The sequence below is a fragment of the Bradyrhizobium sp. 956_D2_N1_4 genome (assembly GCF_052076025.1).
Taxonomy (GTDB): domain Bacteria; phylum Pseudomonadota; class Alphaproteobacteria; order Rhizobiales; family Xanthobacteraceae; genus Bradyrhizobium; species Bradyrhizobium barranii.
In genome coordinates this window covers 894,450-919,254 of record NZ_CP197237.1, presented here as the reverse complement: position 1 = coordinate 919,254, position 24,805 = coordinate 894,450, and the positions used below count along the sequence as shown (strand labels likewise).

Sequence of the window (24,805 nt, the reverse complement as noted above, 5' to 3'; positions counted from 1 at the left end):
TATCCCTCCCAAAGAAAATGAATCAGAGGGAGGGATTTGACGTGGCCAACCATAACATCTCGCGCCGCACGCTGTTGACGGGGACCGCCGCGGCTGGCGCGCTCAGCCTGACCGGACTACCGGCACGCGCCGAGGTCAACTGGAAGAAATACGCCGGGACCAAGCTGGAGGTGATCCTCGCCAAGGGTCCGCGCGGCGACAACCTGCAAAAAAACATCAAGGAGTTCACCGAGCTCACCGGCATCCAGGTGGAATCCGAACAGATCCCGGAGCAGCAGCAGCGCCAGAAAGTGGTGATCGAGCTGACCTCGGGCCGGCCGAGCTTCGACGTCGTCCATCTCAGCTATCACGTCCAGAAGCGGCAGTTCGAAAAGGGGGGCTGGCTCGCCGACCTGACGCCCTTCATGAAGGATCCGACGCTGACGGCACCCGATCTCGTCGAGAGCGATTTCTCGGCCGCCGGCCTGCAATACGCCAAGAACGACAAGGGCCAGATGCTGTCGCTGCCCTGGTCGGTCGATTACTTCATCCTCTACTACAACAAGGAGCTGTTCCAGAAGAAGGGCGTCGCCGTCCCCAAGACCCTCGACGAGATGGTCGCGGCCGCCGAAAAACTGACCGACACCAAGGAAGGCACCTACGGTTTTGTCGGACGGGGCCTGCGCAACGCCAACATGACGTTGTGGACCAACTTCTTCCTCAACTATGGCGGCGAATTCCTCGACGCCAAGGGCAACATCCTGACCGACGGTCCAGAGGCCGTAGCCGCGACCAAGCTCTACCAGACGCTCCTCACGAAGGTCGCCCCGCCAGGCGTCGCCGGCTTCAACTGGATGGAGTCGATGGCCTCGTTCACGCAAGGACGTTCGGCGATGTGGATCGACGGCGTCGGCTGGGCGCCGCCACTGGAGGACCCCGCCGCCTCGCGCGTCGTCGGCAAGGTCGGCTACACCGTCGTGCCGGCCGGACCGAAGGGGCAATATTCGGCCACCTATGGCGACGGCATCGGCATTGCCGCGGCGAGCAAGAACAAGGAAGCCGCCTATCTGCTCTGCCAGTGGGCGGTCTCGAAGCAGCAGGGCGCGCGGCTGTTGCAGGCCGGCGGCGGCGTCCCGTTCCGCAACTCGATCCTCGGCGATCCCGAGGTCCAGAACGGCGTGAAGATGCCCAAGGAGTGGCTGCAGTCGGTGATCGATTCCGCCAAGATCAGCAAGCTCGGCCTTCCCGTCGTGATCCCGGTCGCCGAATTCCGCGATCTCGTCGGCGCGGCCCTCACCTCGACACTATCGGGCGCCGATCCCGCGACCGAGTTGAAGAAGGCTCACGATCAGTACCGGCCGATCCTGGAGCGCAGCGAAAAAGCGTGAGTGCGTTGACACAATCGACTCCGGCCGCGGCACGGTCCGATGCCGCGCCGGAGAAGGAATTGCGGCCGCCGTCCTACTGGCCGTTCGTGGTGCCGGCGCTGGTCGTCGTGCTCGCGATCATCATCTTCCCGTGGGTCTTCACGATCTGGATGAGCCTGAACGAGTGGAAGGTCGGCTCACCGACCACCTTCGTCGGGTTCTCCAACTATCTGCGGCTGACGAGCGATCCCCGCTTCATCGAGGCGGTGGGCCACACCATGGTCTACACTTTGCTGTCGGTGCTGCTGCCGCTGATCCTCGGCACGTTCGCGGCCGTCGTGTTTCACCAGAAATTCGCCGGCCGCGGCTTTCTGCGCGGTATCTTCATCATGCCGATGATGGCGACCCCCGTCGCGATCGCGCTGGTCTGGACCATGATGTTCCACCCGCAGCTCGGCGTGCTGAACTACCTCTTGTCGCTGGTCGGGATACCTGCGCAGCTCTGGGTCTTCCACCCCGCGACCGTCATTCCCTCGCTCGTGCTGGTCGAGACCTGGCAATGGACGCCGCTGGTCATGCTGATCGTGCTCGGCGGCCTCGCCGCCATCCCGACCGAGCCTTATGAAAGCGCGCAGATCGACGGCGCCAGCTTCTGGCAGGTGTTCCGCTTCATCACCCTGCCGTTGATCATGCCGTTCCTGTTCATCGCCGGCATGATCCGCATGATCGACGCCGTGAAGAGTTTCGACATCATCTTCGCGATCACGCAGGGAGGACCGGGCTCGGCGTCGGAGACGATCAACATCTATCTCTACAGCGTCGCCTTCACCTATTACGACCTCGGCTACGGCTCGGCGATCGCGGTGGTGTTCTTCCTCCTCATCGTCGCCCTCGCGGCCGTGATGCTCTATGCCCGCCAGCGCATGCTGTGGACCGAAATTGCGAGCGGCGCATGAGCCCAAGTCAAGTCAACCCAAGTCGAATCAACCTACGTCAGGTCATTGGCAGGATCGGTCTGTGGCTGTCGGTGTTCGTCATCGTGTCGCCGGCGATCCTGTTCTTCCTCTGGATGGCGTCGCTATCGCTCAAGTTCGAGGTCGACAATGCCGCCTACCCGCCGGTGTTCTTCCCCGATCGCATCGCCTGGAAGAACTATGCCGACGTGCTCGCTTCCAACCGCTTCCTGACCTATTTCGTCAACAGCCTGATCGTCACCGGCGGCGCGACCACGCTGGCCCTGCTCGTCGGCGTTCCCGCCGGCTACGGCATCGCGCGCATGGCCGCGCACAAATCCGCGATCGTGATCCTGATCGCGCGCATCACGCCCGGCCTGTCCTATTTGATCCCGCTGTTCCTGCTGTTCCAGTGGCTCGGATTGCTCGGCACGCTGGTGCCGCAGATCATCATCCATCTCGTCGTGACGGTGCCGATCGTGATCTGGATCATGATCGGCTATTTCGAGACCACGCCGCTGGAGCTGGAGGAAGCCGCGCTGATCGACGGCGCCACGCGGTGGCAGGTCTTTCGGCACGTCGCCCTGCCGATCGCCAAGCCCGGGATCGCGGTCGCCTTCATCCTCGCCGTGATCTTCTCCTGGAACAATTTTGTGTTCGGCATCGTGCTGGCCGGACGCGAGACGCGCACCCTGCCCGTCGCCGTCTACAACATGATCTCGTTCGACCAGTTGAGCTGGGGCCCGCTCGCCGCCGCCGCGCTGATCGTCACCCTCCCGGTGCTGCTGCTCACAGTGTTCGCCCAGCGGCAGATCGTGGCCGGGCTGACCGCGGGCGCGGTCAAGGGCGGGTAGCAAATGAAGCAGCCGGGCGACACGACATCGCCCGGCTGCGTTTCATGTTTTCCGATGCCTACTCCGCCGGCGCGGCGTGCATCTCCGGATGGGTGGCATAATGCTCGGTGGCGCCGAGCCTGCTGGCCGCGAACAGTCCCGCCGCCATCACCGCGTAGGCGAACGCCACCGCGGGCGTGACGCCGAAGCCGCCGCCGATACCGACGGCTTCGCCATGCATGAAGCCGAAGTAGGTGAGCACGGCACCGACCAGCGCGAAGGCCGAGGCCTTCTCGAAGTCGCGCTCGATGATGAAGACACCGATCGCACCGAGGATGAGGCCGCCGAGGATGGAACCGCCGCCCATCACCTCCAAGCCGTGATAGAACACGCCCTGCTGCGGCAGCGCGGCAATCGCCGCGGCCTTGACCGCGTCGGCCTTGTCGGCGGCGAGACCGCCGACAGAGGTCGCCGCCATCATGGTCGAGCCGAGCATCGTGTCGATCTGGAGCTTGGCCCAGGCGGCAAGATGCGGCGTCAGCGCCAGCACGATCGCGGGCGCGTGCTTGACCGGCGTGGTCTGGAACGCCTGCGCACCGATCAGCATGCCGATATAGAGCAGGATCGGCGAGATCGCGACGACGGGCACGAGTGCCAGCAGCACCGAGATGATGCCGAACCAGGCCAGCACCACCACCATGATGCCGGTCGCAGCCGAATAGCCGATGCGGCCGCCCATCGCCTTCCAGCCGGGATGACCGATATAGACGGCGTTGATGAAGGGGTTGCCCATCAGGCAGCCGATCAGGCTGACGACGCCGTCGGCGGTGAGCACCCGCGTGGTCGGATATTCGTCGCCCGCCGCTTCCGCGCTCTCGACATTGTCCATGGCCTCGACGAGGTCGTAGATGCCGAAGGGAATGGCGGTAACCAGGATGATGCCGAGGAATTCGAAGCCCGAGAAGACGTAGCCCACCGCCGGGATCGGCACCGAGAAGCCGAAGTTCGCGAAAGCGTCGCCGACTCCCTTGACGCTCAGCCCACCGAGACCGAGGCCGAACAGGTTTGAGCCCCAGGCGATGACCATGCCGACCGCGATCGCGACGAGGCCCGCGGGAATGCCGCGCCAGTATTTCACGCCGCCGAACCAGCTCACCAGGATGATGGCGAAGCAGACGAGACCAATCTGCGGCGTCATGTACATCTCTAACGCCGGACGCATCGAGATGAAGGTGACGGAGACGCCGGCGAGCGTGCCGAGCAACGCCGCGCGCGGCGTGATCTTGCGGATGAACGGCGCGATGAAGCCCCCGATCATCAGGATAAAGCTCTGGAAGAACACCCAGACGAGGCCAGCCGACCAGCCCTTGAGCGGATCACCGGTCTTGATCGTGATCGGCAGCATGATCACGAAGGTGACGATGAACATGTGCGGTACGCTGACGCCCGAGGGCAGTGCGCAGACATCGTTGCGGCCCGTCTTCTGCGCCAGCCGATAGGCGAGATACGCATAGTAGAAGGTGGAGAGGCACATCATCAGCCCGAGCGCGGGCAGGATGCGGCCGAACACGAGACTATCAGGCATCTTCAAAACGAAGCGCAGCAGGCCCGTGAGCACCAGCATGTTGACGAGGATGTTGGTGCCGAAGCCGAAGAACGCGTTCCAGTCGCCCGATGTCCATAGTGCCGGCTTGAACTCGGACTTGCTCAGATCAGATTTGCCGGCCGTCCCCGTCAATGTGCTCATGATGCTACCCCTGTGTGGTCGAAGTCTTCATTGCCTCCAAGACTGCGGCTGAGTCCGCGACCCAGCCGAAGATGCCGCCTTGGGCCTTGATCATCTTCAGGCCCATCTCGTGAAATTCGGGGAAGTAGGATGCGCAGCCGTCGGAGATGACGACGCAGCGATAGCCGCGGTCATTGGCCTCTCGCACGGTGGTGTTGACGCACACTTCCGTGGTGACGCCGCAGACGAGCAAGTTCTCAATGCCGTATTTCTCCAGCACGTCCGTGAGCTCGGTGGCGTAGAACGCACCCTTGCCGGGTTTGTCGATCACGACTTCGCTGTCGAGCGGATAAAGCTCGGGAATGATGTCGTGGCCGGCCTCGCCGCGAATGAGAATGCGCCCCATCGGGCCGGGATCGCCGATGCGCAAGGACGGGGCGCCGCGCTCGACTTTTGCGGGCGGCGCGTCGGACAGATCAGGCAGATGCCCCTCGCGCGTGTGGATCACCAGCATGCCGGTGTCACGTGCCGCCTTCAGCACCGCGCCGATCGGCTTTACCGCGCGCGCGAGCTGGCTGACATCGTTGCCCAACGTCTCGCCGAAGCCGCCCGGCTCCATGAAATCCCGCTGCATGTCGATGATGAGAAGCGCGGTGGCAGGCCAGTCGAGCCTGATCGGCTCGGGCTCGGCGCTGATGACGCCCAGTGTCGGCTTGGTCGAGCTCAACATGACTCAAGGCCCCCGCGAGAACTCTCTTTGCCAGGAGTTCTGCAAACGCCGTGCCATTGTGTACAATAGCGGTGGGGCACAGGCCGCGAGAGAATTTGCTGCGTACTCAGAAGGTTACGCCGGCGATCGGCGCCTGCTTATTCCCTGTGCGACGGCTTTGCGACGTGCAGTTGCTTAAAGGATGAGCGGGCGGCGACGGACTCGCTCGCCGTCATTCCGTGGCGACGCGACAGCGTCGAGCCCGGAATCCATCGGGCCGCAGTACGCGAGGAAAGTGGATTCCGGGTTCGCGCTGCGCGCGCCCCGGAATGACGGCGGAGGCCGTAGCGCTACCGCCCCGTGCCGTACAGCTGCCGATACTCCATCTCATACGGCGCATACGAATCCTTCAGCGTCGCCATGTTGAGCAGCATGGTGGCCACCACCGCGCCCGTCTTGCCGAACACGCGCGTTTTAATCCAGGCACTCTCGGTGCGGCGGCTGCCGGAGAGTGCGACAACCTCACGCTCGATTTCGTACTCTTCGTCGACGAAGAGCGGCCCCTTGATCAGCCTGATCTCCTGATCCGCGAACAGGCCGACCGCCGGCCCCTTGGCCGGCAGCGGGTCGTCCTTGGAGCGGTACTGGAACAACACGCTCAGCATCTCCATCGGGATGATCGCTCTGCCCCAAGGATTGTCGGCGCCGGAATAACACGGCGAGTTCTCGGTGATGACGGCGAGCTTTTGCCTGAGGGAGAACGGATAGAGGTCGCCCATGTTCTGGTCGAACGCCATCCGCACCGCCTGCCGTTTGCTCGTCTGCGCCACCTTCACATCGCGCAGGATCACGGGATCGGCGAGCGGCTTGAGCTCGGTGAGGCGCGCCTCGAGCGCGGTCGCCGCATGCGGTTCGCCGACCGAGGCCGTGCCCCGCAGCACCTCGGTGCCGTCGCGCTTGACCATCTGGATCTGGCACTGGCTCGTGCCGGGCAGCGGCTTCGATAGCATCGCCTGCACCTCCTCGCCTTCGAAGCAGGCGTTGCGGTAATGCGCGGACAGGCAACCGCTCTCGAACCAGGCCTGCCCCCACAGCCGCGCGCCGAGCGGGGCGAACTGGCTGAAATGCGTCGGGCCTTCGATGGTGCCGCCCTTGAAGCCGAGCTTCTGCGCGGTGGCATCGTCGTGGATCGAGGCGTGCGCGTCATAGACTTGCGCGTGCAGCATCTGGCGCGGCTGGCGCCACGGCCCGATCAGCGCCTCGGCCGTCTCTGTAATCTCGGTGTCGAATGCGTTTGCAGCCATGGTGTCCTCCACAGGCAGCCATGACTAGCAGGAGCGCCACGGATGCGGCTAGCCGTATTGACTTCGCCGGCCCATGCTCTTGACTGTCACAATTCGCGTCGCGCCGCCGCTATCCCTCCCGCAGCGCAAACCCCCACGCCGAACGAGAGACGAGGACTCCTGAAATGACGCTGATGCAGGTCGAGCTGGACGACAAATACCGGCTCGAATCGAAGCGGATCTTCCTGTCCGGCACGCAGGCACTGGTTCGGTTGCCCATGTTGCAGCGCGAACGCGACCGGCTCCAGGGGCTCAACACAGGCGGTTTCATCTCGGGCTATCGCGGTTCCCCGCTCGGCATGTACGACCACGCGCTGTGGCGCGCGAAGTCGCACCTCCAGCAGCACGACATCGCCTTCGTCCCCGGCCTGAACGAGGACCTGGCTGCGACCGCCGTCTGGGGCAGCCAGCAGGTCGGCCTGTTCCCCGGCGCCAAGGTCGATGGCGTGTTCGGCATCTGGTACGGCAAGGGCCCCGGCGTCGACCGCTCGGTCGACGCGCTCAAACATGCGAATGCGGCCGGCACCTCGCTCAATGGCGGCGTGCTCGCGCTTGCCGGCGACGACCATGGCTGCCAGTCCTCGACGCTGGCGCATCAGAGCGAGCAGGTGTTCGCGGCGGCGCTGATCCCCGTGATCAATCCGGCGACGCTCCAGGATTATCTCGACCTCGGCCTCTATGGTTTTGCGCTGTCGCGCTTCTCCGGCTGCTGGGTCGGCTTCAAGGCGATCAGCGAGACCGTCGAGAGTTCGGCCTCGATTGACAGCGATCCTGAGCGTATCAAGATCGTACTTCCAGACGATTTCGAGATGCCGCCTGGCGGCCTCAACATCCGCTGGCCCGATCCGCCGCTGGAGGCCGAGCGACGTCTGTTCGGCCCGAAGATGGCCGCCGTGCAAGCCTTTGCCCGCGCCAACCAGCTCGACCGCATCGTGCTCGATTCCAAGCCGGCACGGCTCGGCATTCTCGCGACCGGCAAGGCCTATCTCGATCTGCGCCAGGCGCTGGCCGATTTGGGCATCACCGACAAGGACGCGCAGGACCTCGGCCTGCGCATCTACAAGGTCGCACTGACCTGGCCGCTGGAGGAAAGCGGCGCCAGGCGCTTCGCCGAAGGTCTTCAGGACGTGCTCGTGGTCGAGGAGAAGCGCGGCTTCATCGAAGACCAGCTGATGCGCACCCTCTACAATATCGCTGCGTCCAGGCGCCCGACCGTCACCGGCAAGCGCGACGAGCGCGGAGCACCGCTGTTGCCGAGCGAGGGCGAGCTGACGCCGACCATTGTCGCAGGGGCGCTGGTGGCACGCTTGCGCAAGCTCGGGCATCACAGCCCGGTGCTGGAGCAACGCCTCGCCCGGCTCGAGGCCTTCGACAATCCCGTCACATCAAGCACGCAGATCAAGCTCGCGCGCACGCCGTTCTTCTGCTCGGGCTGCCCGCACAACTCCTCGACGCGCGTGCCCGAGGGCAGCCGTGCCATGGCCGGCATCGGCTGCCACGGCATGGCCCTGAGCATGCCGACCCGCCGCACCGATCTAATCTCGCATATGGGTGCCGAGGGCGTGAACTGGATCGGCCAGTCGCCCTTCACCACCGAGAAGCACATTTTTCAGAATCTCGGCGACGGCACCTACACCCATTCCGGACTTCTCGCCCTTCGCGCGGCATCGGCCGCGGGCATCAACATCACCTACAAGATCCTCTACAACGACGCCGTCGCGATGACCGGCGGCCAGCCGGCCGAAGGCGCCTTCAACGTCGCGCAGATTGCGCACCAGGTCTGGGCCGAGGGGGTCAAGCGACTCGCGATCGTATCGGACGATCCGACGAAGTATCCGGAAGGCAACTACTTCCCGCAGGGGGCGACCATCCATCACCGCCGCGAGCTCGACGCCGTGCAGCGCGAGCTGCGTGACATCAAGGGCCTCACGGTCGTGATCTACGACCAGACCTGCGCCGCCGAAAAGCGCCGCCGCCGCAAGCGCGGGCTCTATCCCGATCCCGCCAAGCGTGCCTTCATCAACGAGCTCGTCTGCGAAGGCTGCGGCGATTGCTCGCAGGCCTCCAACTGCGTCTCGGTGCAGCCGCTGGAGACCGAGTTCGGCCGCAAGCGACAGATCGACCAGTCGAACTGCAACAAGGACTTTTCCTGCGTCGAAGGTTTCTGCCCGAGCTTTGTCACCGTGCATGGCGGCAGCCTGAAGCGGTTGAAGACGTCGGCGGTCGATTCCGGACAGTTGTTCGCCGACCTGCCGCTGCCTCCTGCCCGCGAGCTCGAGGCGCCGTACAACATCCTCGTCACCGGCATCGGCGGCACCGGCGTCATCACCATCGGCGCGCTGCTCGGCATGGCCGCCCATGTCGACGGCCGCGGCTGCTCGGCGCTCGACTTCACCGGCCTGTCGCAGAAGAACGGCGCGGTGATGAGCCATGTCCGCATCGCGCGGAGGCCGGAGGATATCTCCGCGGTCCGCATCACCACCGGCGGCGCCGACGTCATCCTCGGCTGCGACATGATCGTCTCGGCAGGTCCCTCCGCGCTCAGCCGCGCCGAGCGCGGCGTGACCAAGGCCTACATCAACGCCGACCTGCAGCCGACTGCGAGCTTCGTGCAAAACCCCGATCTCGACTTCGAGATGGGCACGATGCAGACCGTGCTGCGTGACGCCGTCGGCGACACGAACCTCGACATCATCGACGCGACAGGCATTGCCTCAGCCCTGATGGGCGACTCGATCGCGACCAATCCCTTCATGCTCGGCTTCGCCTTCCAGAAGGGCGCGATCCCACTGTCGCTGGAGGCTCTCCTCCGCGCCATCGAGATCAACGGCGCGGCGATCGAGATGAACAAGCTCGCCTTCACATGGGGACGGCTGGCCGCCCACGACATGTCGCGCGTGCGCAGCGTACTGCAGTTCAAGAGCCGCGCTTCCGCGCCGACGAAGTCGCTCGACGACGTGATCGCGACCCGCGCGGAGTTTCTGACCGGCTATCAGGACACTGCCTACGCCGACCGTTACCTCGCGGCCGTCGCCAAGGTGCGCAAGGCGGAGAGCACAGTCTCGCCCGCCTCCACCGAGTTGACCGAGGCGGTCGCGAAAAACCTGTTCAAGCTGATGGCCTACAAGGACGAGTACGAGGTGGCGCGGCTCTACACCGACGGCAGCTTTGCCAAGAAGGTGTCGGAGAAGTTCGATGGCGACTTCACGCTGAAATACCACCTCGCCCCGCCGATCTTCGCGCAGCGCGACAAGACGACCGGGCACCTTCAGAAGAAGGAATTCGGCGGCTGGATGGTCCACGCCTTCCGCGTTCTCGCCAAGCTGAAGTTCCTGCGGGGCGGCGCGTTCGACCCGTTCGGCCGCACCGAGGAGCGCCGGACCGAACGTAAGCTGGTCGCGGATTATCTCGGCATGATCGACCAGCGGATGGCCGGGCTGAAGGCGGAGCAGATCCCGCTGCTGGCGCGGCTCGCCCGCGTGCCCGAGACGATCCGCGGCTTCGGCCACGTCAAGGAAGCCAACATCAAGCTCGCAGCGGCCGAGACAGCCCGGCTGGAAGCCGAGCTGGAGAACAGCCGCTTTGCGGCGGCGGCGGAGTAGCGGTTAGGACGCAAACTCTCTCCACGTCATTGCGAGGAGCGAAGCGACGAAGCAATCCAGAGTCCCTCCGCGGAGGCAGCCTGGATTGCTTCGCTGCGCTCGCAATGACGGAGATTGTGGGACGAGCTCGCCACACACTCAGCGTCATCGCCCGGCTTGACCGGGCGATCCAGTACTCCGAGGCGGCTGTGATTGAACGGATGGGCCGCGGCGTACTGGATTCCCCGCTTGCCGCCTACGCTAAAGCTTCGGCGCCCCTGGACCTCAACCCCGGCGAAGCCTTGGCGTAGCCGGGTCGCGGGGAATGACAGCGGTGGAGATGGCTAGACGGGAGTCCCTGCAACCGCAGACGTCGCCGTCACAACACTCCCCTCCGCCAGATGCCGCCCCGCGATATACCCGAACGTCAGCGCCGGCCCGAGCGTGATCCCCGGTCCCGGATAATTCCCATTCATGATCGACCCCATGTCGTTGCCGCAGGCGTACAGACCCGCAACCGGCGTGCCGTCCTCGCGCAGCACGCGCGCCTGGGCATCCACCTTCATGCCGATGGCCGTGCCGAGATCGGCCGGATAGATACGCATCGCGAAGAACGGCGCGCGGAGGATCGGTGCGACACAGGGATTGGGCTTGTGGGTGGCATCGCCGAGGTGGCGCTGATAGATGGTGCTGCCGCGACCGAATTCGGGATCGCGGCCCTGCTTCGCATCAACGTTGTAACCTGCGATCGTCGCCGTGAGCACGGACGGATTGACGCCGATCTTCGCCGCGAGCTGCGCGATGTCGGGAGCCTTGAGCAACTCGCCGCCCGCCACATAGCGCCGGAGGTTGAGCGTAAACGGCTTGATGTGACCGAGGCCGTAGCTCCACAGGAACTGACGGTCGCAGACGAGATAAAACGGCCGGTCCGGCTCGCCATTGCAGTCGCGCAACATCGCCAGCACGAACTCATGGTGGGACAGCGCCTCGTTGACGAAGCGACGGCCGGCCGCGTTGATGGCGATCACGCCGGGCTTGGCGCGGTCGGTCACCGTATGCGGAAAAACGCCTCGGCTGCCATCGTCGCGACGGAACAGCGAGGCCGGCACCCAATAGGCCGGACTCGTCGCCTCCGTGTTGAGCGCGGCACCGGCCGTGGCCGCAAGCCGGAGCCCGTCGCCAGTGCCAGCGGTGCTGGCCGCCGAGACGAAACCAGCCGCGGCCGGGAAGAAGCGTTTGCGCAACACAGCGTCGTGCGAAAAGCCGCCGGTCGCAACCACCACGCCGCGACGCGCGGCGATCAGGCGGTCACGGGAGCCGTGGCGGATGACAACGCCGCCGACGCGATCGCCCTGCATCGACAGGTCCTCGACATCGGCGCAGAAGAGAATCTCGACCTGCCGCGCCAGCAGCGAGGCATAGAGCCGCGCCGCGAGCGCGTTGCCGAGATGCAGCGTCGTGCCGCGCCGATTGCGCAGCCGCTGCAACGCGTATTCCGAAACGAGCCGCGCCGCGCGCAGGGTCGAACGCAACGATTTTCCGGCCCGCCGCAGATGCGGGACGTCGAGGCGGTTGACCATCATCCCGCCGAACAGCGTGAACTCCGGCAGCGGCGCGCGCAGCCGCGCGAAAGGCGCGCCGAGCCGGGTGCCGTCGAACGCGACCGGCTCCAGCACGCGCCCGCCTGATGTCGCGCCCAGTCGCTCCGGATAACAGTCCGGACAGGCTTTCACCGGCTGGAGGCGCACTTCCGTGTTGGCTTCGAGATAGGCGACCGCCTCCGGCCCGCGCGCGAGGAAGGCGGCGCGCAAGCCGGCATTGGCAGGCTCCGGCACCGTGCTCGACAGATACCGGACCGCGTCCGTGATGCTGTCGGACAGCCCTACATCCTTCATCTTGGGATTGGCGGGGATCCAAACCATGCCGTCGCACCAGGCGGTGGTGCCGCCGACGAACGCCGTCTTCTCGATCACCAGCACGCGCAAGCCTTCAGCGGCGGCCACCGCCGCGGCCGTCATGCCCCCGGCGCCGGCGCCGACGACAATGACATCGTAGATCTCATGCGCAGGCATCATGCGGCAAGGGTCCGGGAACGAGGCATGACACCGTCATACCTCGCCCGGAGGCACCAACGCTAGCGCGCCGGCTTGCGCTCGATCGGGTCGATATCGATCGCCCGCAAGCGGCCGAGCCGCAGCACGTCCATGGCGAGCCGCCGGCCGATCCGGTCGCGGTCGAGCACGCGGATCAGATCGTCGACGCCGTTGATATCGACACCATCGAGCTTGATGACGACGTCGCCGGGCAACAGGCCCGCCTTCGCCGCCGGTCCGTCCGGCTCGATCTGCATCAAGAGCGCGCCCATCTTGTTGTCGACGCCGGCCAGTACCGCGTGCCGCCGCGGGACCGGTGCAGTCTGCCCGGCGACGCCGATAAAGGCGCGGCGGACATAGCCGTGGCGGATGATCTCCGACAACACGAACTGCGCGGTGTTGCTGGCGACCGCGAAACAGATGCCTTGCGCGCCGTTGATGATGGCCGTGTTGATGCCGATCACCTCGGCATTCGACGACACCAGCGGACCGCCGGAATTGCCGGGGTTGAGCGCAGCATCGGTCTGGATCACGTCCTCGATGGTGCGCCCGCTCACCGAGCGGATCGAGCGCCCCAGCGCCGAGACCACGCCGGCGGTCACGGTCGATTCGAAGCCGAGCGGATTGCCGATCGCGATCACGAGCTGGCCGCGGCGCAGGGTCTTGGAGTTGCCGAGCGCGGCATAGGGCAAGTCGCGCACGCCGTTGGCGCGGAGCAGCGCCAGATCGGTGTCGGGATCGACGCCGAGTACGCGGGCCTCACCGACGTTACCCTCGACGTCCCGCAGCCGGATCTCCCTGGAGGAACCGACCACGTGGCTGTTGGTGAGCACGAGCCCGTCCGGCGAGATCACGATGCCGGAGCCGAGCCCGCCGCGCTCGCGACCGTTCGGCACCTTTGGCCCGGTCTCGACGCGCACGACGGCGGGACCGACACGGTCGGTCACGTCGATCACGGCGTTGGAATAGGCGTCCAGCAGGGCTCGGTCATCGACCGGGGCAGACGCTGTCGCTCGCGATGACGCGGCGTCATCGACGATGTCTGAGGTAAAATCCAGCATGGCAAGAGTCCTTGAGGCTCACACAAATGGTGGCCTGTTCCTGCCAGCGCAAGGGACCCGCCTGGGGCGCAAGGCTGGGCTGTCAGGACTTGACCTACCAAGGTGGCTAGGGCGCGCGCCGCAGCGTGCCCGCCCTCGCCTTAACCGGGTCGAGCAGCGACCAGTCGCCGTCCGGGAGCACGTAACCCTTGGGGAACGGCGCGCGCAGCTCGATCCCGAGCGAGCGCAGCACCCGGTCGTCGCGGTAATAGCATTGCAGGACGACGCGGACGAGCGTTGCGGCGGCGCCGCCGCCGGAGCTGCGGAACTCCTGCGCCACCGCATCGCGCCTGGCGGCATCGAGCTCGGCGAACGGTTGCCCTGCGAGCCGGGCCAGATGGTCCAGCGCCGCCGCCACCAATTTGGTGTCGCGGCCCAGCGTCGTCAGAATATCGGCCTGGATCGCGGGGTCGTCGGCGCCGGGCACCTTGTACTCGTCGCTGGCGGGAACGATCATCGCAGCGATGGTACGGAGGTCATCGCGTTGGGCGCGGGTGAGTTGATTGTCTGCGGACATGGCGGCCTCAGTCGAACAAGTTTGCGAGGCGCTGCTTCATCTGGTCGGCGATGTAGAGCGCGAGGGCCTGGATGGTGGACGTCGGATTGACGCCGCCCGAGGTGACGAAGATGCTGCCGTCGACGATGAAGAGATTTTTCACGTCGTGCGTGCGGCCCCATTCGTTGACGACGGAGCGTTCGGGGTCGGTGCCCATCCGCACGGTGCCGAGCAGATGCCAGCCGCCCCACGGGATCGGCGAGTTGACGCAGATGTCGGTCGCCCCCGCCATTTCCAGAACCTCGCGGCCGCGCGCGAGCGCATGCTCCATCATCTTCCGGCTGTTCTCGCTGATGGTGTAGTCGATCCTCGGCGCGGGAATGCCGTGGCTGTCCTTCAGGACAGGATCGAGCGTGACGCGATTGTGCTCCTCCGGCAGGTCCTCGCAGATCGCGGAGAATCCCAGCCGATGGCCATTGAGCTTGCGGAAGACGCGGTGATGATCCGCGCCCCACGGTAAAATGCCCCTCTGCTCGCTCACGACAGCCTCGAACACGGGCCCTGCCCCGCGCACGAACTGGACGCCGTAGCCGCGTACGAAACCGCGCGACAGGTCGGTGTCATACCATTCCTTGCTCCACAGGCAGGTCGGCGGCGCGCGGTTGCTGTCGGTCGGCTCCTTCACATAGCCGTAGATCTGCGCATAGGGATGGAACATCAGGTTCTTGCCGACGAGGCCCGACGAATTGGCAAGACCGTGCGGGAAGCGGTTGGATGCCGAGTTGAGCAGCAGCCGGGGCGTGCCGACGCCGTTGCAGGCGATGATGACGACATGCGCCGGCTGGAACTGCTCGACGCCGTCCTTGTCATAATAGACCACGCCCGAGGCCATGCCGTTCTCGTCGGTGGTGATCTCGCGCACCCGGCAATGCGTGCGAAGCTCGACGCCGGCGCGGATCGCGTGCGGCCAATAGGTAATGTCGGTCGAGGATTTTGCACCTTGGGCGCAGGCCGGCGTGCAATGGCCGAGATTGATGCAGCGCGCGCGGCCCTCATAGTCTGTGGTCGCGACCGTCGTGTCCGACGGCCACCAGTGCCAGCCGAGCGTGTTCATGGCCTTGCCGATGATGGCGCCGGACAATCCCATCGGCTGCTGCGGCATCGGCGGATGCGTCAGCGGCGACAGCGGATCGCCCGACAAGCCTGACGTGCCCATGATGCGATCGTTCTCTTCGAAGAACGGCGTCAGCGCGTCGTAGTCGATCGGCCAGTCATCGGCGACGCCGTCGAGCGTCTTGACCTTGAAATCGGAGGGATGCAGCCGCGGCCAGTGCGCGGTGTACATCACCGTCGAGCCGCCGACCGCGTTGTAGTTGACGACCTTGATCGGCGAATTGTCGTCGTTGATCGGATAGTCCTCGGGCCGGCCGCGGACATTCGGGCTCGACGACCACTCCCCGTAGAACTTGGCCTCCCAGTCGCGGCCCGTGCTGGGATATTCCGCTGGGTTCATCCAGCCGCCCTGCTCCAGGCAGAGAATGTGCATCTTGGTCTCGGCCAGCGACCACGCGATCGCGGCGCCTGAAGCGCCGGCGCCGATGATCAGGACGTCCACGGGGTCTTTCATCGAACTTTCTTCCTCCCGCCCTCGCCGCTTCAAGGGCGATCCGGTCTACGCAGGTTTTTGATCGTGCCGAACGATAGGGGCAGACCGGCCGGTCAGTAAAGGCTGGCACGCGAATGTCGCACTTCGCAGGGCGCAGACCATTGGTATCGCGACTTCCGGATGCTAGGAACGAGGCGCCAGAGCAATCGATAGCGAGACGTTATGTCCTTTAGGAATTCATTTGCCGCCGCCCGCGCCTTCGCGCTTGTTTCGTGTCTCGCTCTGTCCGGGTTTCTGGCCTCGTCCGGGCCGGCCTCCGCGCTGACGGCGGCCGCGACCGTCCGGGACGCCAATTCGATCCAGCTCGGCGACGTCACCTACCGCCTCGACGGCGTCGACGCGCCCGAATTGGACCAGGTCTGCATCGACGATCACGCCGATCCCTGGACCTGCGGCATCGAGGCCCGCGACCAGCTGGCGAAGCTGATCAACAAACGCAGCGTGCGCTGTGACGATGTCGGGCCGGAAAAGAGCTTCGGCAAACGGCACCGGGCGATCTGCACCGCCGAGGGCGACAAGGTCTCGTTGAACGAGCAGCTGGTCAAGCTTGGCTATGCCATCGCCCGCGAGCCGATCAAGGCGAACGTCAAGGCTGCCGCGGCCGATGCCAAAACCGCGTCAGCCGGCATCTGGAAGGGCTGCTTTGTTGCACCGCAAGAATTCCGCATGGGCAAGAAGGACGGCGCGCTGCTCGGCGCCGCCTGCCGCGCCGACCGCGACAAGGAAATCCGCGCGGCGCTGTTTCCGGAGGAGCTGACCATGCCGCCGAGTTGCAGCATCAAGGGCAAGCTCGCCGTGCGCGCACGCGTCACCGGCAATATCGGCATCTATCACTTAAGGGGCTGCCCGAGCTATCCCGCGACCACCAAGCCGGACCGCTGGTTCTGCTCGGAGGACGACGCGCAGGCCGCCGGCTTCCGCAAGGCCTACAATTGCCGCCGACCGAAATGAGGAAGCCCGTCACGAGCATGTGAGCGGTAGCCGGAGACAGTATTGATCCGGAATTGAACTCTCTCGGTGGTTGCTACATCTAATATGTACGCAAGCGCTTTGCGCGAGCGTTCCTTGGCAGCAATCCGGCTTCGGTCCGATTGCTTTGCTCGGGCGTTTCCTCCCTAGACTTGGGCCGCTTGTCACAACAAGCGGCTCTTCTTTCTTGTGCGCCCTATTTCCGCATCGGCATGATCTGGTCCATCGGCGGCATGTTCGCATTGAGATGCCCCATGATCCAGACGGTGCCGCCGACGACCAGGAAGACGACCAGAAGGCCGAAGGCGAGCGCCAGCACGTTGTTGGTGTTGTCAGGCCCCGTCGTGATGTGCAGGAAGAACACGAGGTGCACGCCCATCTGCGCGATCGCCAGCACGATCAGAGCGACGGGGATGGATGGCTGCCAGACCAGGTCGGTTCCGGCGATGAAGAATGACGTTGCCGTGAGCAGCAGCGCGAGGCCGAGACCAACGACGTAGCCGAGCACCCGCTCGCCGACGCTGTGTTGCTCTTCCTCGCCCGGTGCGAGATCGTGTCCGGTCCGCACATGCGTCTGATCGCTCATACGGCACTCCCAAGCAGGTAGACGACGGAGAAGACCCCGACCCAGACGATGTCGAGCGCATGCCAGAACAGCGCAAAGCACATCATCCGGCGCAGGACGTCGGCGCGAAAGCCTTTTGCAAAGACCTGGGCCATCATGGTGAGCAGCCACAATATGCCGGCCGAGACGTGCAGGCCGTGGCAGCCCACCAGCGAGAAGAACGACGTCAGGAACGCACTGCGCGACGGGCCATAGCCGCGTGCAACGAGGTCGGCGAACTCGCGGAACTCGATGGTGAGAAAGATCAGTCCGAGCACGCAGGTCACGGTCATGCCGAGATAGAACCAGAACCGGTTGCGCACGTCGGCGGCAATGCTGGCCATGCCGCAGGTGAAGCTCGACAGCAGCAGGCAGACCGTCTCGATCGCGACGTTGCGCTGCTCGAAGATCTCCGAGCCGCTGGGGCCACCCGCGGTCTGGCCGGACAGCACCGCATAGGCCGCGAAGAAGCAGGAGAACATTACGATATCGGAGAGCAGGAAGACCCAGAAGCCGTAGGCGGTCACGATGCGCTTCGATGCCGGGCCTGGATGCTCGACGACGAGCCCGATGTGGTGGGGGTCGGCATGCGCGCGGCCGGCTGTCGCCGTCATCGACATCAGAGCGCTCCCGCCATGCTGACGAGGCTGCGCCGTTCCTCGAGATTGATACGATCGATCGCTGCGACCTCGTCGGCCGGAATGACGTATTCGTCATGATCGCGCCAGGCGAACACGACGAAGGTCGCGAATGCGCCGATGCCGCCCAGGATCACCATCCACCAGATGTGCCAGATCAGCGCGAAGCCCATGATGGTGGCGAAGAACGCGCAGATGAAACCGGTCGGTGAATTCCTGGGCATCTCGATATCCTGATACTCCGGCCGATCATGCTCGAGCTGCTGCTGCTTGGCATGGGCCTTCTGATCCCAATAAGCATCCTCGCCGCGCACATCCGGATAGAAGGCGAAGTTGAACACGGGCGGCGGCGACGAGGTCGCCCATTCCAGCGAGCGCCCGTCCCAGGGATCGCCGGTGCGGTCGCGCAGGGCCTCGCGGTTGCGGATGCTGACCACGAGCTGCACGATCTGGCAGATCACGCCGATCGTCAGCACCGCCATGCCGGCGGCCGCCACGAACATCCATGGCCGCCAGGCCGCGACGTCGTAGTGCTGCATGCGCCGGGTCATGCCGAGCATGCCGGCGATATAGAGCGGAATGAAGGTGACGTAGAAGCCGAGGAACGTGAACCAGAACGCGGCCTTGCCCCAGCGCTCGTCGAGACGAAAGCCGAACGCCTTCGGGAACCAGTATTCGAAGCCGGCGAAGGCGCCGAACAGCACGCCGCCGATGATGACGTTATGGAAGTGCGCCACCAGGAACATGCTGTTGTGGAGCATGAAGTCGGCCGGGGGCACCGCGACCAGCACGCCCGTCAATCCGCCGATGATGAAGGTGACCATGAAGCCGACCGCCCACAGCATCGGCGTCGCAAAGCGGATGCGGCCGCCATACATCGTGAAAAGCCAATTGTAGATCTTCACCCCCGTCGGTATCGCAATGATCATGCTGGCGATGCCGAAGATGGCGTTGACGTCGGGGCCAGCGCCCATCGTGAAGAAATGGTGCAGCCAGACCATGAAGGAGATGACGCAGATCGCCATGGTCGCGAGCACCATCGAGCGGTAGCCGAACAGCGCCTTGCCCGAGAAGGTCGACACCACCTCGGAGAAGATGCCGAAGGCCGGCAATACGAGGATATAGACCTCCGGGTGCCCCCAGGCCCAGATCAGGTTCATGAACATCATGACGTTGCCGCCGGCTTCATTGGTGAAGAAGTGGAAGCCGAGGTAACGGTCGAGCAGCAGCATCGCGAGCGTGGCGGTGAGGATCGGAAAGGCGGCGACGATGAGCAGGTTGGAGGCCAGCGTGGTCCAGCAGAACATCGGCATGCGCAGATAGTTCATTCCCTTGGTGCGCAGCTTCAGCACGGTGGTCACGAGATTGATGCCGGCGACCAGGGTGCCGACGCCGGAGATCTGGAGAGACCAGGCGTAGTAGTCGACGCCGACGCCCGGCGAATAGGACAGTTCCGACAGCGGCGGAAAAGCCAGCCAGCCGGTGCGCGCGAACTCGCCGACCACGAGCGAGATATTGACCAGCAGCGCGCCGGTCGCTGTCAGCCAGAAGCCGACCGAATTCAGCGTTGGGAAAGCAACGTCGCGCACACCGAGTTGAAGCGGCACGATCAGGTTCATCAGCCCGATCACGAACGGCATCGCCGTGAAGAAGATCATGATGGTGCCGTGCGCCGAGAAGATCTGGTTGTAGTGCTCCGGCGGGAGATAGCCTTGTGACTGGTAAGCGACCGCCTGCTGGAGCCGCATCATGATGGCGTCGCTGCCGCCGCGCAGCAGCATGACCGAGGCCAGCAGGATATACATGACGCCAATGCGCTTGTGGTCGACGCTGGTGATCCACTCGTGCCAGAGATACGGCAGATGTCCCTTAACGACGACCCAGATCAGCACGCCGAGGATCGCGACCAGCACCACGGCACCCGCAATGAGGGGTATCGGCTGGTCGAACGGGATCGCCGACCAATCGAGCTTACCGAGCATCGTGGCCTCCACTGTGCGGCCTGCCGGCATCGGAGAGCAGCTCCGGGCCGGGCCCTGGCGGAATGTGCTGGGTTGCGATCAGGTCGAACAGACGGGGATCCGCCAGGCGAAAGGTCAGCCTGTTCTTCTCGATGCCCTGCTGCATCAGCTTCTTGTAGCTGTCCTCGTTCAGCACGGCATCGGTCTTCGCCGTGGTCGCGACCCAGTCTGGGAAGGCGAGCGGCGAGATCACGTTGACGTCGAACATCATGTCGGGAAAGCCGTCGCCGGAGAAATGCGCCGACAGGCCCTGCAACTTGCCCTCATTGTCGGCGCGCAGGTTCAGCTTCGTCACCATGCCGTTCATGGTGTAGATCATGCTGCCGAGCTGCGGGATGAAGAACACGTTCATCACGCTCGACGACGTCAGCTGGAAATTCAGCTCGGCACCGGCCGGCACCGTCAGCGTGTTGACGGTGGCGATGCGCTGGTCCGGATAGATGAAGAGCCATTTCCAGTCGAGCGAGACCGCCTGGATGCGGACTGGACTGCCGGTGCCCGGCACGGGCGCGGCGGGATCGAGCTGGTGCGAGCCGATCCAGGCGACGCCGCCGAGCAGGATCACGGTGAGCGCGGGGATCGCCCACACCACCATCTCGACGCGGCCGGAATAGACGAAGTCAGGCTGGTAACGTGCTCTCGGATTGGACGCGCGAAACCAGAACGCAAAGGCCAAAATCGCGAAAATGGTCGGCACCACGATCACGAGCATGATGAAGACGGAATCGACCAGGATGGTGCTGTTGGCGACAGCCACCGGCCCTTGTGGATCGAGCAGATTCATCGGCAAGCCACTGACGATTGGGAAACCCCAGGCGAGAGCCTAGCGCGGAAAAGCCCCCGCAACAAACGCAAGCTCGGCAGAACGGTTCCGCGACATGCCCGCTTAATCGCGCGCCGTGCCGCCCGGCGGCATGCAATTCCATGCGATGTCAATGACATCTGCGCGGGACCATCGGCCTTCTCTCCTGTCAGGGCGATTGCTAATCTGCACGAAAATAATTGGGATGAAACGACATGCAGGGCCCCGAGGACGATGCCGGCCTCGCCGGCAAGGTGGCGCTGATCAGCGGCGGTGGCGCCGCTGGCGACGGCATCGGTAACGGCCGCGCTGCAGCAATTCTGTTGGCCCGCGCCGGAGCAAAAGTGCTGGTGGCCGATCGCGACCTCAAGCTCGCCGAGCGCACCGTGGAGATGATCCGGGACGAGGGTGGCACGGCAGCGGCGCATGGCGGCGACGTCACCAGCGAAGCCGATTGCAAGACACTGGTCGAAGCTACACTCGACCGCTGGGGCCGGCTAGATTTCCTCGACAACAATGTCGGCATCGGCAGCCGTGGCAGCGTGGTCGACGAGACACCCGAGCAGTATCGCCGTGTCATGCAGGTCAACGTCGAGACGATGTTCCTGCTCTCCAAGCACGCGATCCCCGCGATGATCAAGACCGCCAAGGGCGGCGCGATCGTCAATATCTCCTCGATCTCGGCGCTGCGGCCGCGCGGGCTCACGACCTACACGACATCGAAGGCCGCCATCATCGGTCTGACGCGCGCCATGGCTGTCGATCACGGCCGCGACAACATCCGCGTCAACTGCATCTGCCCCGGCCCGATGTACACGCCGATGGTCTATGCCCGCGGCATGAGCGAGCGGGCCCGCGCCAACCGCGCCAGGGCCTCGCTGCTGAAGACCGAAGGCACCGGCTGGGATGTCGGCCACGCCGTCAAATTCCTGCTCAGCAACTTTGCACGCTACATCACCGGCCAGGTGTTGGTGGTCGACGGCGGCGTGACGCTGCAAGCGCCGGAACGTGAATCACAGGAACACTGAAAGGAACACGGATGGCCCGCCTACCCTATCTCGAGGCCGACCAGGTCGCGCCCGAATATCGCGACATGCTCAAGCGCAACACGAACCTGCACAAGCTGCTGGTCAACTCGCCGGAGATGGCGCGCGCCTTCAACGGCATCGGCAGCTATATTCGCTTCAAGAGCAAGCTCGACCCGCGGCTGCGAGAGCTCGCGATCCTCCAGGTCGGCTGGATGGAGAAGTCGGAATACGAATTCACCCACCATGTGAAGATCGGCAAGGAGTTTGGCGTCACCGACGAGGACATCACAGGCCTGATGGCGGAGACCGAGGGCAAGCCGTCGAAGCTGGAGCCGCTCGCAAAAGCGATCCTGAAAGGCGCCCGCGAGATGGTGCGCCAGCTCGCGATGTCGGATGCCACCTTCGCCGAGATCAGGCAGCATCTCTCCGACGAGCACATGGTCGACCTCGTACTCACCATCGCCTTCTATTGTGGTGTGGTGCGGGCGCTCGCCACCATGAAGATCGACAACGAACCGTATTACAAAGAGGTACTCCAGCAGTACCCGATCCCGGGAGTGAAGTGACATGCGCTTGAAGGACAAGGTCGCCATCGTCGTCGGCGCCGGCCAGAGCCCCGGTGAAGGCATGGGCAACGGCCGCGCCACCGCGCTGACCTTCGCGCGCGAGGGTGCCAAAGTGCTGTGCGTCGACCACCACCTGGAATCGGCGCAGGAAACCGTCGATCTGATCGCAGCGGAGCAAGGCACCGCTGCGGCCTTCAAGGCCGACGTGACCAAATCCGCGGACATCAAGGCGATGGTCGTGGACGCGCAGGCGCGCTGGGGCCGCATCGACGTGCTGCACAACAATGTCGGCGTCAGCCTGTCCGGGGGCGATGCCGAGCTGCTTCAAATCACCGAGGAGGCGTTCGACCGTGTCGTCGCCATCAATCTGAAGAGCTGCATTCTCGCCGCGAAGGAAGTGATCCCGATCATGCGCGCGCAAGGAAGCGGCGCCATCATCAACATCTCCTCGATGGCCGCGATTACGACCTATCCTTACGTCGCCTACAAGGCGACGAAGTCGGCGATGATCGCCTTCACCGAGCAGCTCGCCTACCAGAACGCCGAATACGGCATCCGTGCCAACGTCATCCTGCCCGGCCTGATGAACACGCCGATGGCCGTCGACACCCGCGCCCGCGAGTGGCACAAGACCCGCGCCGAGGTCGAAGCCGAGCGCGACAGCAAGGTGCCGCTGCGCAAGAAGATGGGCACCGGCTGGGACGTCGCGAACGCCGCGCTGTTTTTGGCGTCGGACGAAGCGAATTTCATCACGGGCGTGACGCTGCCGGTGGACGGTGGCGCGAGTGTGAGACGGGGGTAATTCGAGCGCGCTGCTTACCCTCCCCTGGAGGGGGAGGGAAACAGCGTCACTGCGGTGCGCGCGTCGCCCGCCAGATGGTGCCATTGCCGTCCTCCGACACCAGCAGCGATCCATCCTTCGCCACGGCGACACCAACCGGCCTTCCCCAGACCTCCGTGTCACTCACGACAAACCCCGTGACGAAATCCTCGTACTCGCCGGTGGGCTTGCCGTCCTTCATCCTGATACGGATCACCTTGTAGCCGGTGCGCTTGGAGCGGTTCCAGGAGCCGTGCTCAGCGGCGAAGGCATCGCCTTGATAGTCGGACGGAAACTGCGTGCCCTGATAGAAAGTCATGCCGAGCGAAGCCGAGTGCGGCTGGATCAGCACGTCGGGCACCGTCACCTTGTCCTTGAGATCCGGCCGCGCGCCGGCGTGGCGCGGATCTTCGTTGCCGCCGATATAGAACCACGGCCAGCCGTAGAACGCGCCCTCCTTCACGCTGGTGACGTAATCGGGCACGAGATCGTCGCCGAGCCCGTCGCGCTCATTGGTCGAGCACCAGGGCAGCCCGCTCTGCGGCTCGATCGCAAGACCGACGCAATTGCGGATGCCGGTGGCATAAATCTTCCGGTCCTTGCCGTCAGGCGTGAATGCCATCACGGTGGCGCGCTCGAGCTCACTGGCCCAGGCCGCGCCGAGCGGCTGCGTCTTCGACCAGCCATCCAATCCGCCCGGCGGCGTCCCCATGCCCTCGGCGACGTTGCTGAGCGAGCCGACCGAGACCAGCATGCGCTTGTTGTCGGGCGTGAAGACGATGTCGCGGGTGGAATGGCTGCCGTCCTGCGGCAGGCTTGCCACGATCGTCTCCGCCCTGCCGCGCGCCTTGAGATCGCCGGCCTGATAGGGAAACCGGACGACGCTGTCGGTGTTGGCGATATAGACCCATTGCGGATTGTCGCCGTTCGGAAAGAAGGCGATGCCGAACGGCCGTCTCAATCCGCTGGCAAACACCTCGTTGGTCGCGGCCTTGCCGCCATCCCCGGCGCGCAGCACGCGGATGGCGTCGGCCCGCGTCTCCGCGACGAAGACATCGCCGTTCGGCGCGACCCTCACAATGCGCGGCGCGCGCAAGCCTTCGGCGAACAGCTCGATCTTGAAACCCGCCGGCACACGTGGCGTGGCCTCCGGCGGTCGCGACGCCACACGCGCGGTGCTCGCAACCGACCGTGTCGCGCCGGGCCTGACGAGGTCCTGCGGCCGGATCAACCTGACCGTGCCGGGCTTGTCGGCCTGCCAATCGCCATAGGCGTCCTTGCCTTGCAGAACCGGCTCGGCCTGCGCGCTGGCAGCAACCGCGACCAGCAATCCCGCAGCCGTTGCTGCGGACGAAATCCTGCTTTTCACGTCGTCTTCCTCCCAGCCTGCGCGTCCTGAACGTCGACGCTTATAGGTCCGCAAATGTTCTACGGCAGTTCAAACACCTGCCGAATCCCACGTCAGCTCATGCCCGCACGATGTGCATCGGCCACGGCCCATCGTACTGGAA

The 24,805-nt window shown here is 64.9% G+C and carries 20 protein-coding genes; 8 read left to right on the top strand and 12 right to left on the bottom strand.

Annotation, left to right across the window (positions count from 1 at the left end; translation table 11 throughout):
* Positions 1–17: 17 nt before the first annotated feature.
* The 3 genes from AB7535_RS04365 to AB7535_RS04355 are packed head-to-tail and all read left to right on the top strand — an operon-like array spanning position 18 to position 3,153.
* Complete coding sequence (locus AB7535_RS04365) at positions 18–1,367, top strand: ABC transporter substrate-binding protein (RefSeq protein ID WP_071915996.1); 1,350 nt, start codon at positions 18–20, stop codon at positions 1,365–1,367.
* A complete protein-coding gene (locus tag AB7535_RS04360; RefSeq protein WP_085404495.1) occupies positions 1,364–2,302 on the top strand; it encodes a carbohydrate ABC transporter permease in 939 nt (312 codons plus the stop codon). The genes AB7535_RS04365 and AB7535_RS04360 overlap by 4 nt, the downstream gene beginning before the upstream one ends.
* A complete protein-coding gene (locus AB7535_RS04355; RefSeq protein ID WP_094184434.1) occupies positions 2,299–3,153 on the top strand; it encodes a carbohydrate ABC transporter permease in 855 nt (284 codons plus the stop codon). Before AB7535_RS04360 ends, AB7535_RS04355 begins: the two co-directional genes overlap by 4 nt.
* 58 nt (positions 3,154–3,211) lie before the next feature.
* On the opposite strand, the gene AB7535_RS04350 is transcribed toward AB7535_RS04355, so the two are convergent.
* From AB7535_RS04350 to AB7535_RS04340, 3 genes are all read right to left on the bottom strand, one after another.
* Positions 3,212–4,879, bottom strand: a complete 1,668-nt coding sequence (locus AB7535_RS04350; protein WP_085404496.1) for a regulator — start codon at positions 4,877–4,879, stop codon at positions 3,212–3,214.
* A 4-nt stretch (positions 4,880–4,883) separates the two neighbouring features.
* Complete coding sequence (locus AB7535_RS04345) at positions 4,884–5,588, bottom strand: cysteine hydrolase family protein (protein ID WP_085404497.1); 705 nt, start codon at positions 5,586–5,588, stop codon at positions 4,884–4,886.
* A 329-nt stretch (positions 5,589–5,917) separates the two neighbouring features.
* Entirely contained in the window at positions 5,918–6,871 is a 954-nt protein-coding gene (locus AB7535_RS04340) for a hypothetical protein (RefSeq protein WP_085404560.1), read from the bottom strand.
* A 164-nt stretch (positions 6,872–7,035) separates the two neighbouring features.
* Between AB7535_RS04340 and AB7535_RS04335 the strand changes: the two genes are divergently transcribed.
* Positions 7,036–10,512, top strand: coding sequence for an indolepyruvate ferredoxin oxidoreductase family protein (locus AB7535_RS04335; protein WP_085404498.1), 3,477 nt, complete (start codon positions 7,036–7,038; stop codon positions 10,510–10,512).
* Positions 10,513–10,835: 323 nt separating this feature from the next.
* Here AB7535_RS04335 and AB7535_RS04330 read toward each other — a convergent pair whose 3' ends face one another.
* The 4 genes from AB7535_RS04330 to AB7535_RS04315 form a co-directional block, all read right to left on the bottom strand.
* On the bottom strand, positions 10,836–12,566 hold the full coding sequence (locus tag AB7535_RS04330) for an FAD-dependent oxidoreductase (RefSeq protein ID WP_085404500.1): 1,731 nt from the start codon (positions 12,564–12,566) through the stop codon (positions 10,836–10,838).
* Between the two features lie 59 nt (positions 12,567–12,625).
* Positions 12,626–13,645 carry a S1C family serine protease gene (locus AB7535_RS04325; RefSeq protein WP_071916003.1) on the bottom strand — a complete coding sequence of 340 codons (1,020 nt, stop codon included), beginning with the start codon at positions 13,643–13,645 and terminating at the stop codon, positions 12,626–12,628.
* 106 nt (positions 13,646–13,751) lie between these two features.
* Positions 13,752–14,201, bottom strand: a complete 450-nt coding sequence (locus AB7535_RS04320) for a hypothetical protein (RefSeq protein WP_135215065.1) — start codon at positions 14,199–14,201, stop codon at positions 13,752–13,754.
* A 7-nt stretch (positions 14,202–14,208) separates the two neighbouring features.
* A complete protein-coding gene (locus AB7535_RS04315) occupies positions 14,209–15,807 on the bottom strand; it encodes a GMC family oxidoreductase (protein ID WP_135215064.1) in 1,599 nt (532 codons plus the stop codon).
* Positions 15,808–16,008: 201 nt separating this feature from the next.
* Between AB7535_RS04315 and AB7535_RS04310 the strand changes: the two genes are divergently transcribed.
* Positions 16,009–16,797: a thermonuclease family protein gene (locus tag AB7535_RS04310; RefSeq protein WP_085404503.1), complete on the top strand. Its 789-nt coding sequence runs from the start codon at positions 16,009–16,011 to the stop codon at positions 16,795–16,797.
* Positions 16,798–17,011: 214 nt separating this feature from the next.
* Here the strand turns inward: AB7535_RS04310 and cyoD are convergent, their stop codons facing one another.
* The 4 genes from cyoD to AB7535_RS04290 are packed head-to-tail and all read right to left on the bottom strand — an operon-like array spanning position 17,012 to position 20,862.
* On the bottom strand, positions 17,012–17,401 hold the full coding sequence (cyoD, locus tag AB7535_RS04305) for a cytochrome o ubiquinol oxidase subunit IV (RefSeq protein ID WP_028150137.1): 390 nt from the start codon (positions 17,399–17,401) through the stop codon (positions 17,012–17,014).
* The gene (locus AB7535_RS04300; protein ID WP_028150138.1) at positions 17,398–18,039 is read right to left on the bottom strand and encodes a cytochrome (ubi)quinol oxidase subunit III; all 642 of its coding nucleotides are present in this window, start codon (positions 18,037–18,039) and stop codon (positions 17,398–17,400) included. Before AB7535_RS04300 ends, cyoD begins: the two co-directional genes overlap by 4 nt.
* Positions 18,039–20,039 carry a cytochrome o ubiquinol oxidase subunit I gene (cyoB, locus tag AB7535_RS04295; protein WP_085404561.1) on the bottom strand — a complete coding sequence of 667 codons (2,001 nt, stop codon included), beginning with the start codon at positions 20,037–20,039 and terminating at the stop codon, positions 18,039–18,041. The genes AB7535_RS04300 and cyoB overlap by 1 nt, the downstream gene beginning before the upstream one ends.
* The gene (locus AB7535_RS04290) at positions 20,029–20,862 is read right to left on the bottom strand and encodes a cytochrome ubiquinol oxidase subunit II (protein WP_085404504.1); all 834 of its coding nucleotides are present in this window, start codon (positions 20,860–20,862) and stop codon (positions 20,029–20,031) included. Before AB7535_RS04290 ends, cyoB begins: the two co-directional genes overlap by 11 nt.
* Positions 20,863–21,095: 233 nt before the next feature.
* On the opposite strand from AB7535_RS04290, the gene AB7535_RS04285 reads away from it, so the two are divergent.
* Genes AB7535_RS04285 through AB7535_RS04275 form a run of 3 tightly spaced genes read left to right on the top strand, consistent with a single transcriptional unit; the run spans position 21,096 to position 23,276 of the window.
* Positions 21,096–21,908 carry an SDR family NAD(P)-dependent oxidoreductase gene (locus AB7535_RS04285; RefSeq protein WP_085404505.1) on the top strand — a complete coding sequence of 271 codons (813 nt, stop codon included), beginning with the start codon at positions 21,096–21,098 and terminating at the stop codon, positions 21,906–21,908.
* Between the two features lie 11 nt (positions 21,909–21,919).
* The gene (locus AB7535_RS04280) at positions 21,920–22,474 is read left to right on the top strand and encodes a carboxymuconolactone decarboxylase family protein (RefSeq protein WP_085404506.1); all 555 of its coding nucleotides are present in this window, start codon (positions 21,920–21,922) and stop codon (positions 22,472–22,474) included.
* A gap of 1 nt (position 22,475) precedes the next feature.
* Complete coding sequence (locus AB7535_RS04275; RefSeq protein WP_085404507.1) at positions 22,476–23,276, top strand: SDR family NAD(P)-dependent oxidoreductase; 801 nt, start codon at positions 22,476–22,478, stop codon at positions 23,274–23,276.
* Between the two features lie 46 nt (positions 23,277–23,322).
* Here AB7535_RS04275 and AB7535_RS04270 read toward each other — a convergent pair whose 3' ends face one another.
* Positions 23,323–24,663: a PQQ-dependent sugar dehydrogenase gene (locus AB7535_RS04270; protein ID WP_063984870.1), complete on the bottom strand. Its 1,341-nt coding sequence runs from the start codon at positions 24,661–24,663 to the stop codon at positions 23,323–23,325.
* Positions 24,664–24,805: the final 142 nt, after the last annotated feature.

Coding starts and splice junctions, on each gene's coding strand:
- AB7535_RS04335 (WP_085404498.1), top strand. CDS start 7,036: ATGACGCTGATGCAGGTCGAGCTGGACGACAAATACCGGCTCGAATCG.
- cyoB (WP_085404561.1), bottom strand. CDS start 20,039: ATGCTCGGTAAGCTCGATTGGTCGGCGATCCCGTTCGACCAGCCGATA.
- AB7535_RS04280 (WP_085404506.1), top strand. CDS start 21,920: ATGGCCCGCCTACCCTATCTCGAGGCCGACCAGGTCGCGCCCGAATAT.
- AB7535_RS04365 (WP_071915996.1), top strand. CDS start 18: ATGAATCAGAGGGAGGGATTTGACGTGGCCAACCATAACATCTCGCGC.
- AB7535_RS04330 (WP_085404500.1), bottom strand. CDS start 12,566: ATGATGCCTGCGCATGAGATCTACGATGTCATTGTCGTCGGCGCCGGC.
- AB7535_RS04340 (WP_085404560.1), bottom strand. CDS start 6,871: ATGGCTGCAAACGCATTCGACACCGAGATTACAGAGACGGCCGAGGCG.
- AB7535_RS04275 (WP_085404507.1), top strand. CDS start 22,476: ATGCGCTTGAAGGACAAGGTCGCCATCGTCGTCGGCGCCGGCCAGAGC.
- cyoD (WP_028150137.1), bottom strand. CDS start 17,401: ATGAGCGATCAGACGCATGTGCGGACCGGACACGATCTCGCACCGGGC.
- AB7535_RS04320 (WP_135215065.1), bottom strand. CDS start 14,201: ATGTCCGCAGACAATCAACTCACCCGCGCCCAACGCGATGACCTCCGT.
- AB7535_RS04345 (WP_085404497.1), bottom strand. CDS start 5,588: ATGTTGAGCTCGACCAAGCCGACACTGGGCGTCATCAGCGCCGAGCCC.
- AB7535_RS04325 (WP_071916003.1), bottom strand. CDS start 13,645: ATGCTGGATTTTACCTCAGACATCGTCGATGACGCCGCGTCATCGCGA.
- AB7535_RS04350 (WP_085404496.1), bottom strand. CDS start 4,879: ATGAGCACATTGACGGGGACGGCCGGCAAATCTGATCTGAGCAAGTCC.
- AB7535_RS04310 (WP_085404503.1), top strand. CDS start 16,009: ATGTCCTTTAGGAATTCATTTGCCGCCGCCCGCGCCTTCGCGCTTGTT.
- AB7535_RS04355 (WP_094184434.1), top strand. CDS start 2,299: ATGAGCCCAAGTCAAGTCAACCCAAGTCGAATCAACCTACGTCAGGTC.
- AB7535_RS04285 (WP_085404505.1), top strand. CDS start 21,096: ATGCAGGGCCCCGAGGACGATGCCGGCCTCGCCGGCAAGGTGGCGCTG.
- AB7535_RS04300 (WP_028150138.1), bottom strand. CDS start 18,039: ATGTCGATGACGGCGACAGCCGGCCGCGCGCATGCCGACCCCCACCAC.
- AB7535_RS04315 (WP_135215064.1), bottom strand. CDS start 15,807: ATGAAAGACCCCGTGGACGTCCTGATCATCGGCGCCGGCGCTTCAGGC.
- AB7535_RS04290 (WP_085404504.1), bottom strand. CDS start 20,862: ATGAATCTGCTCGATCCACAAGGGCCGGTGGCTGTCGCCAACAGCACC.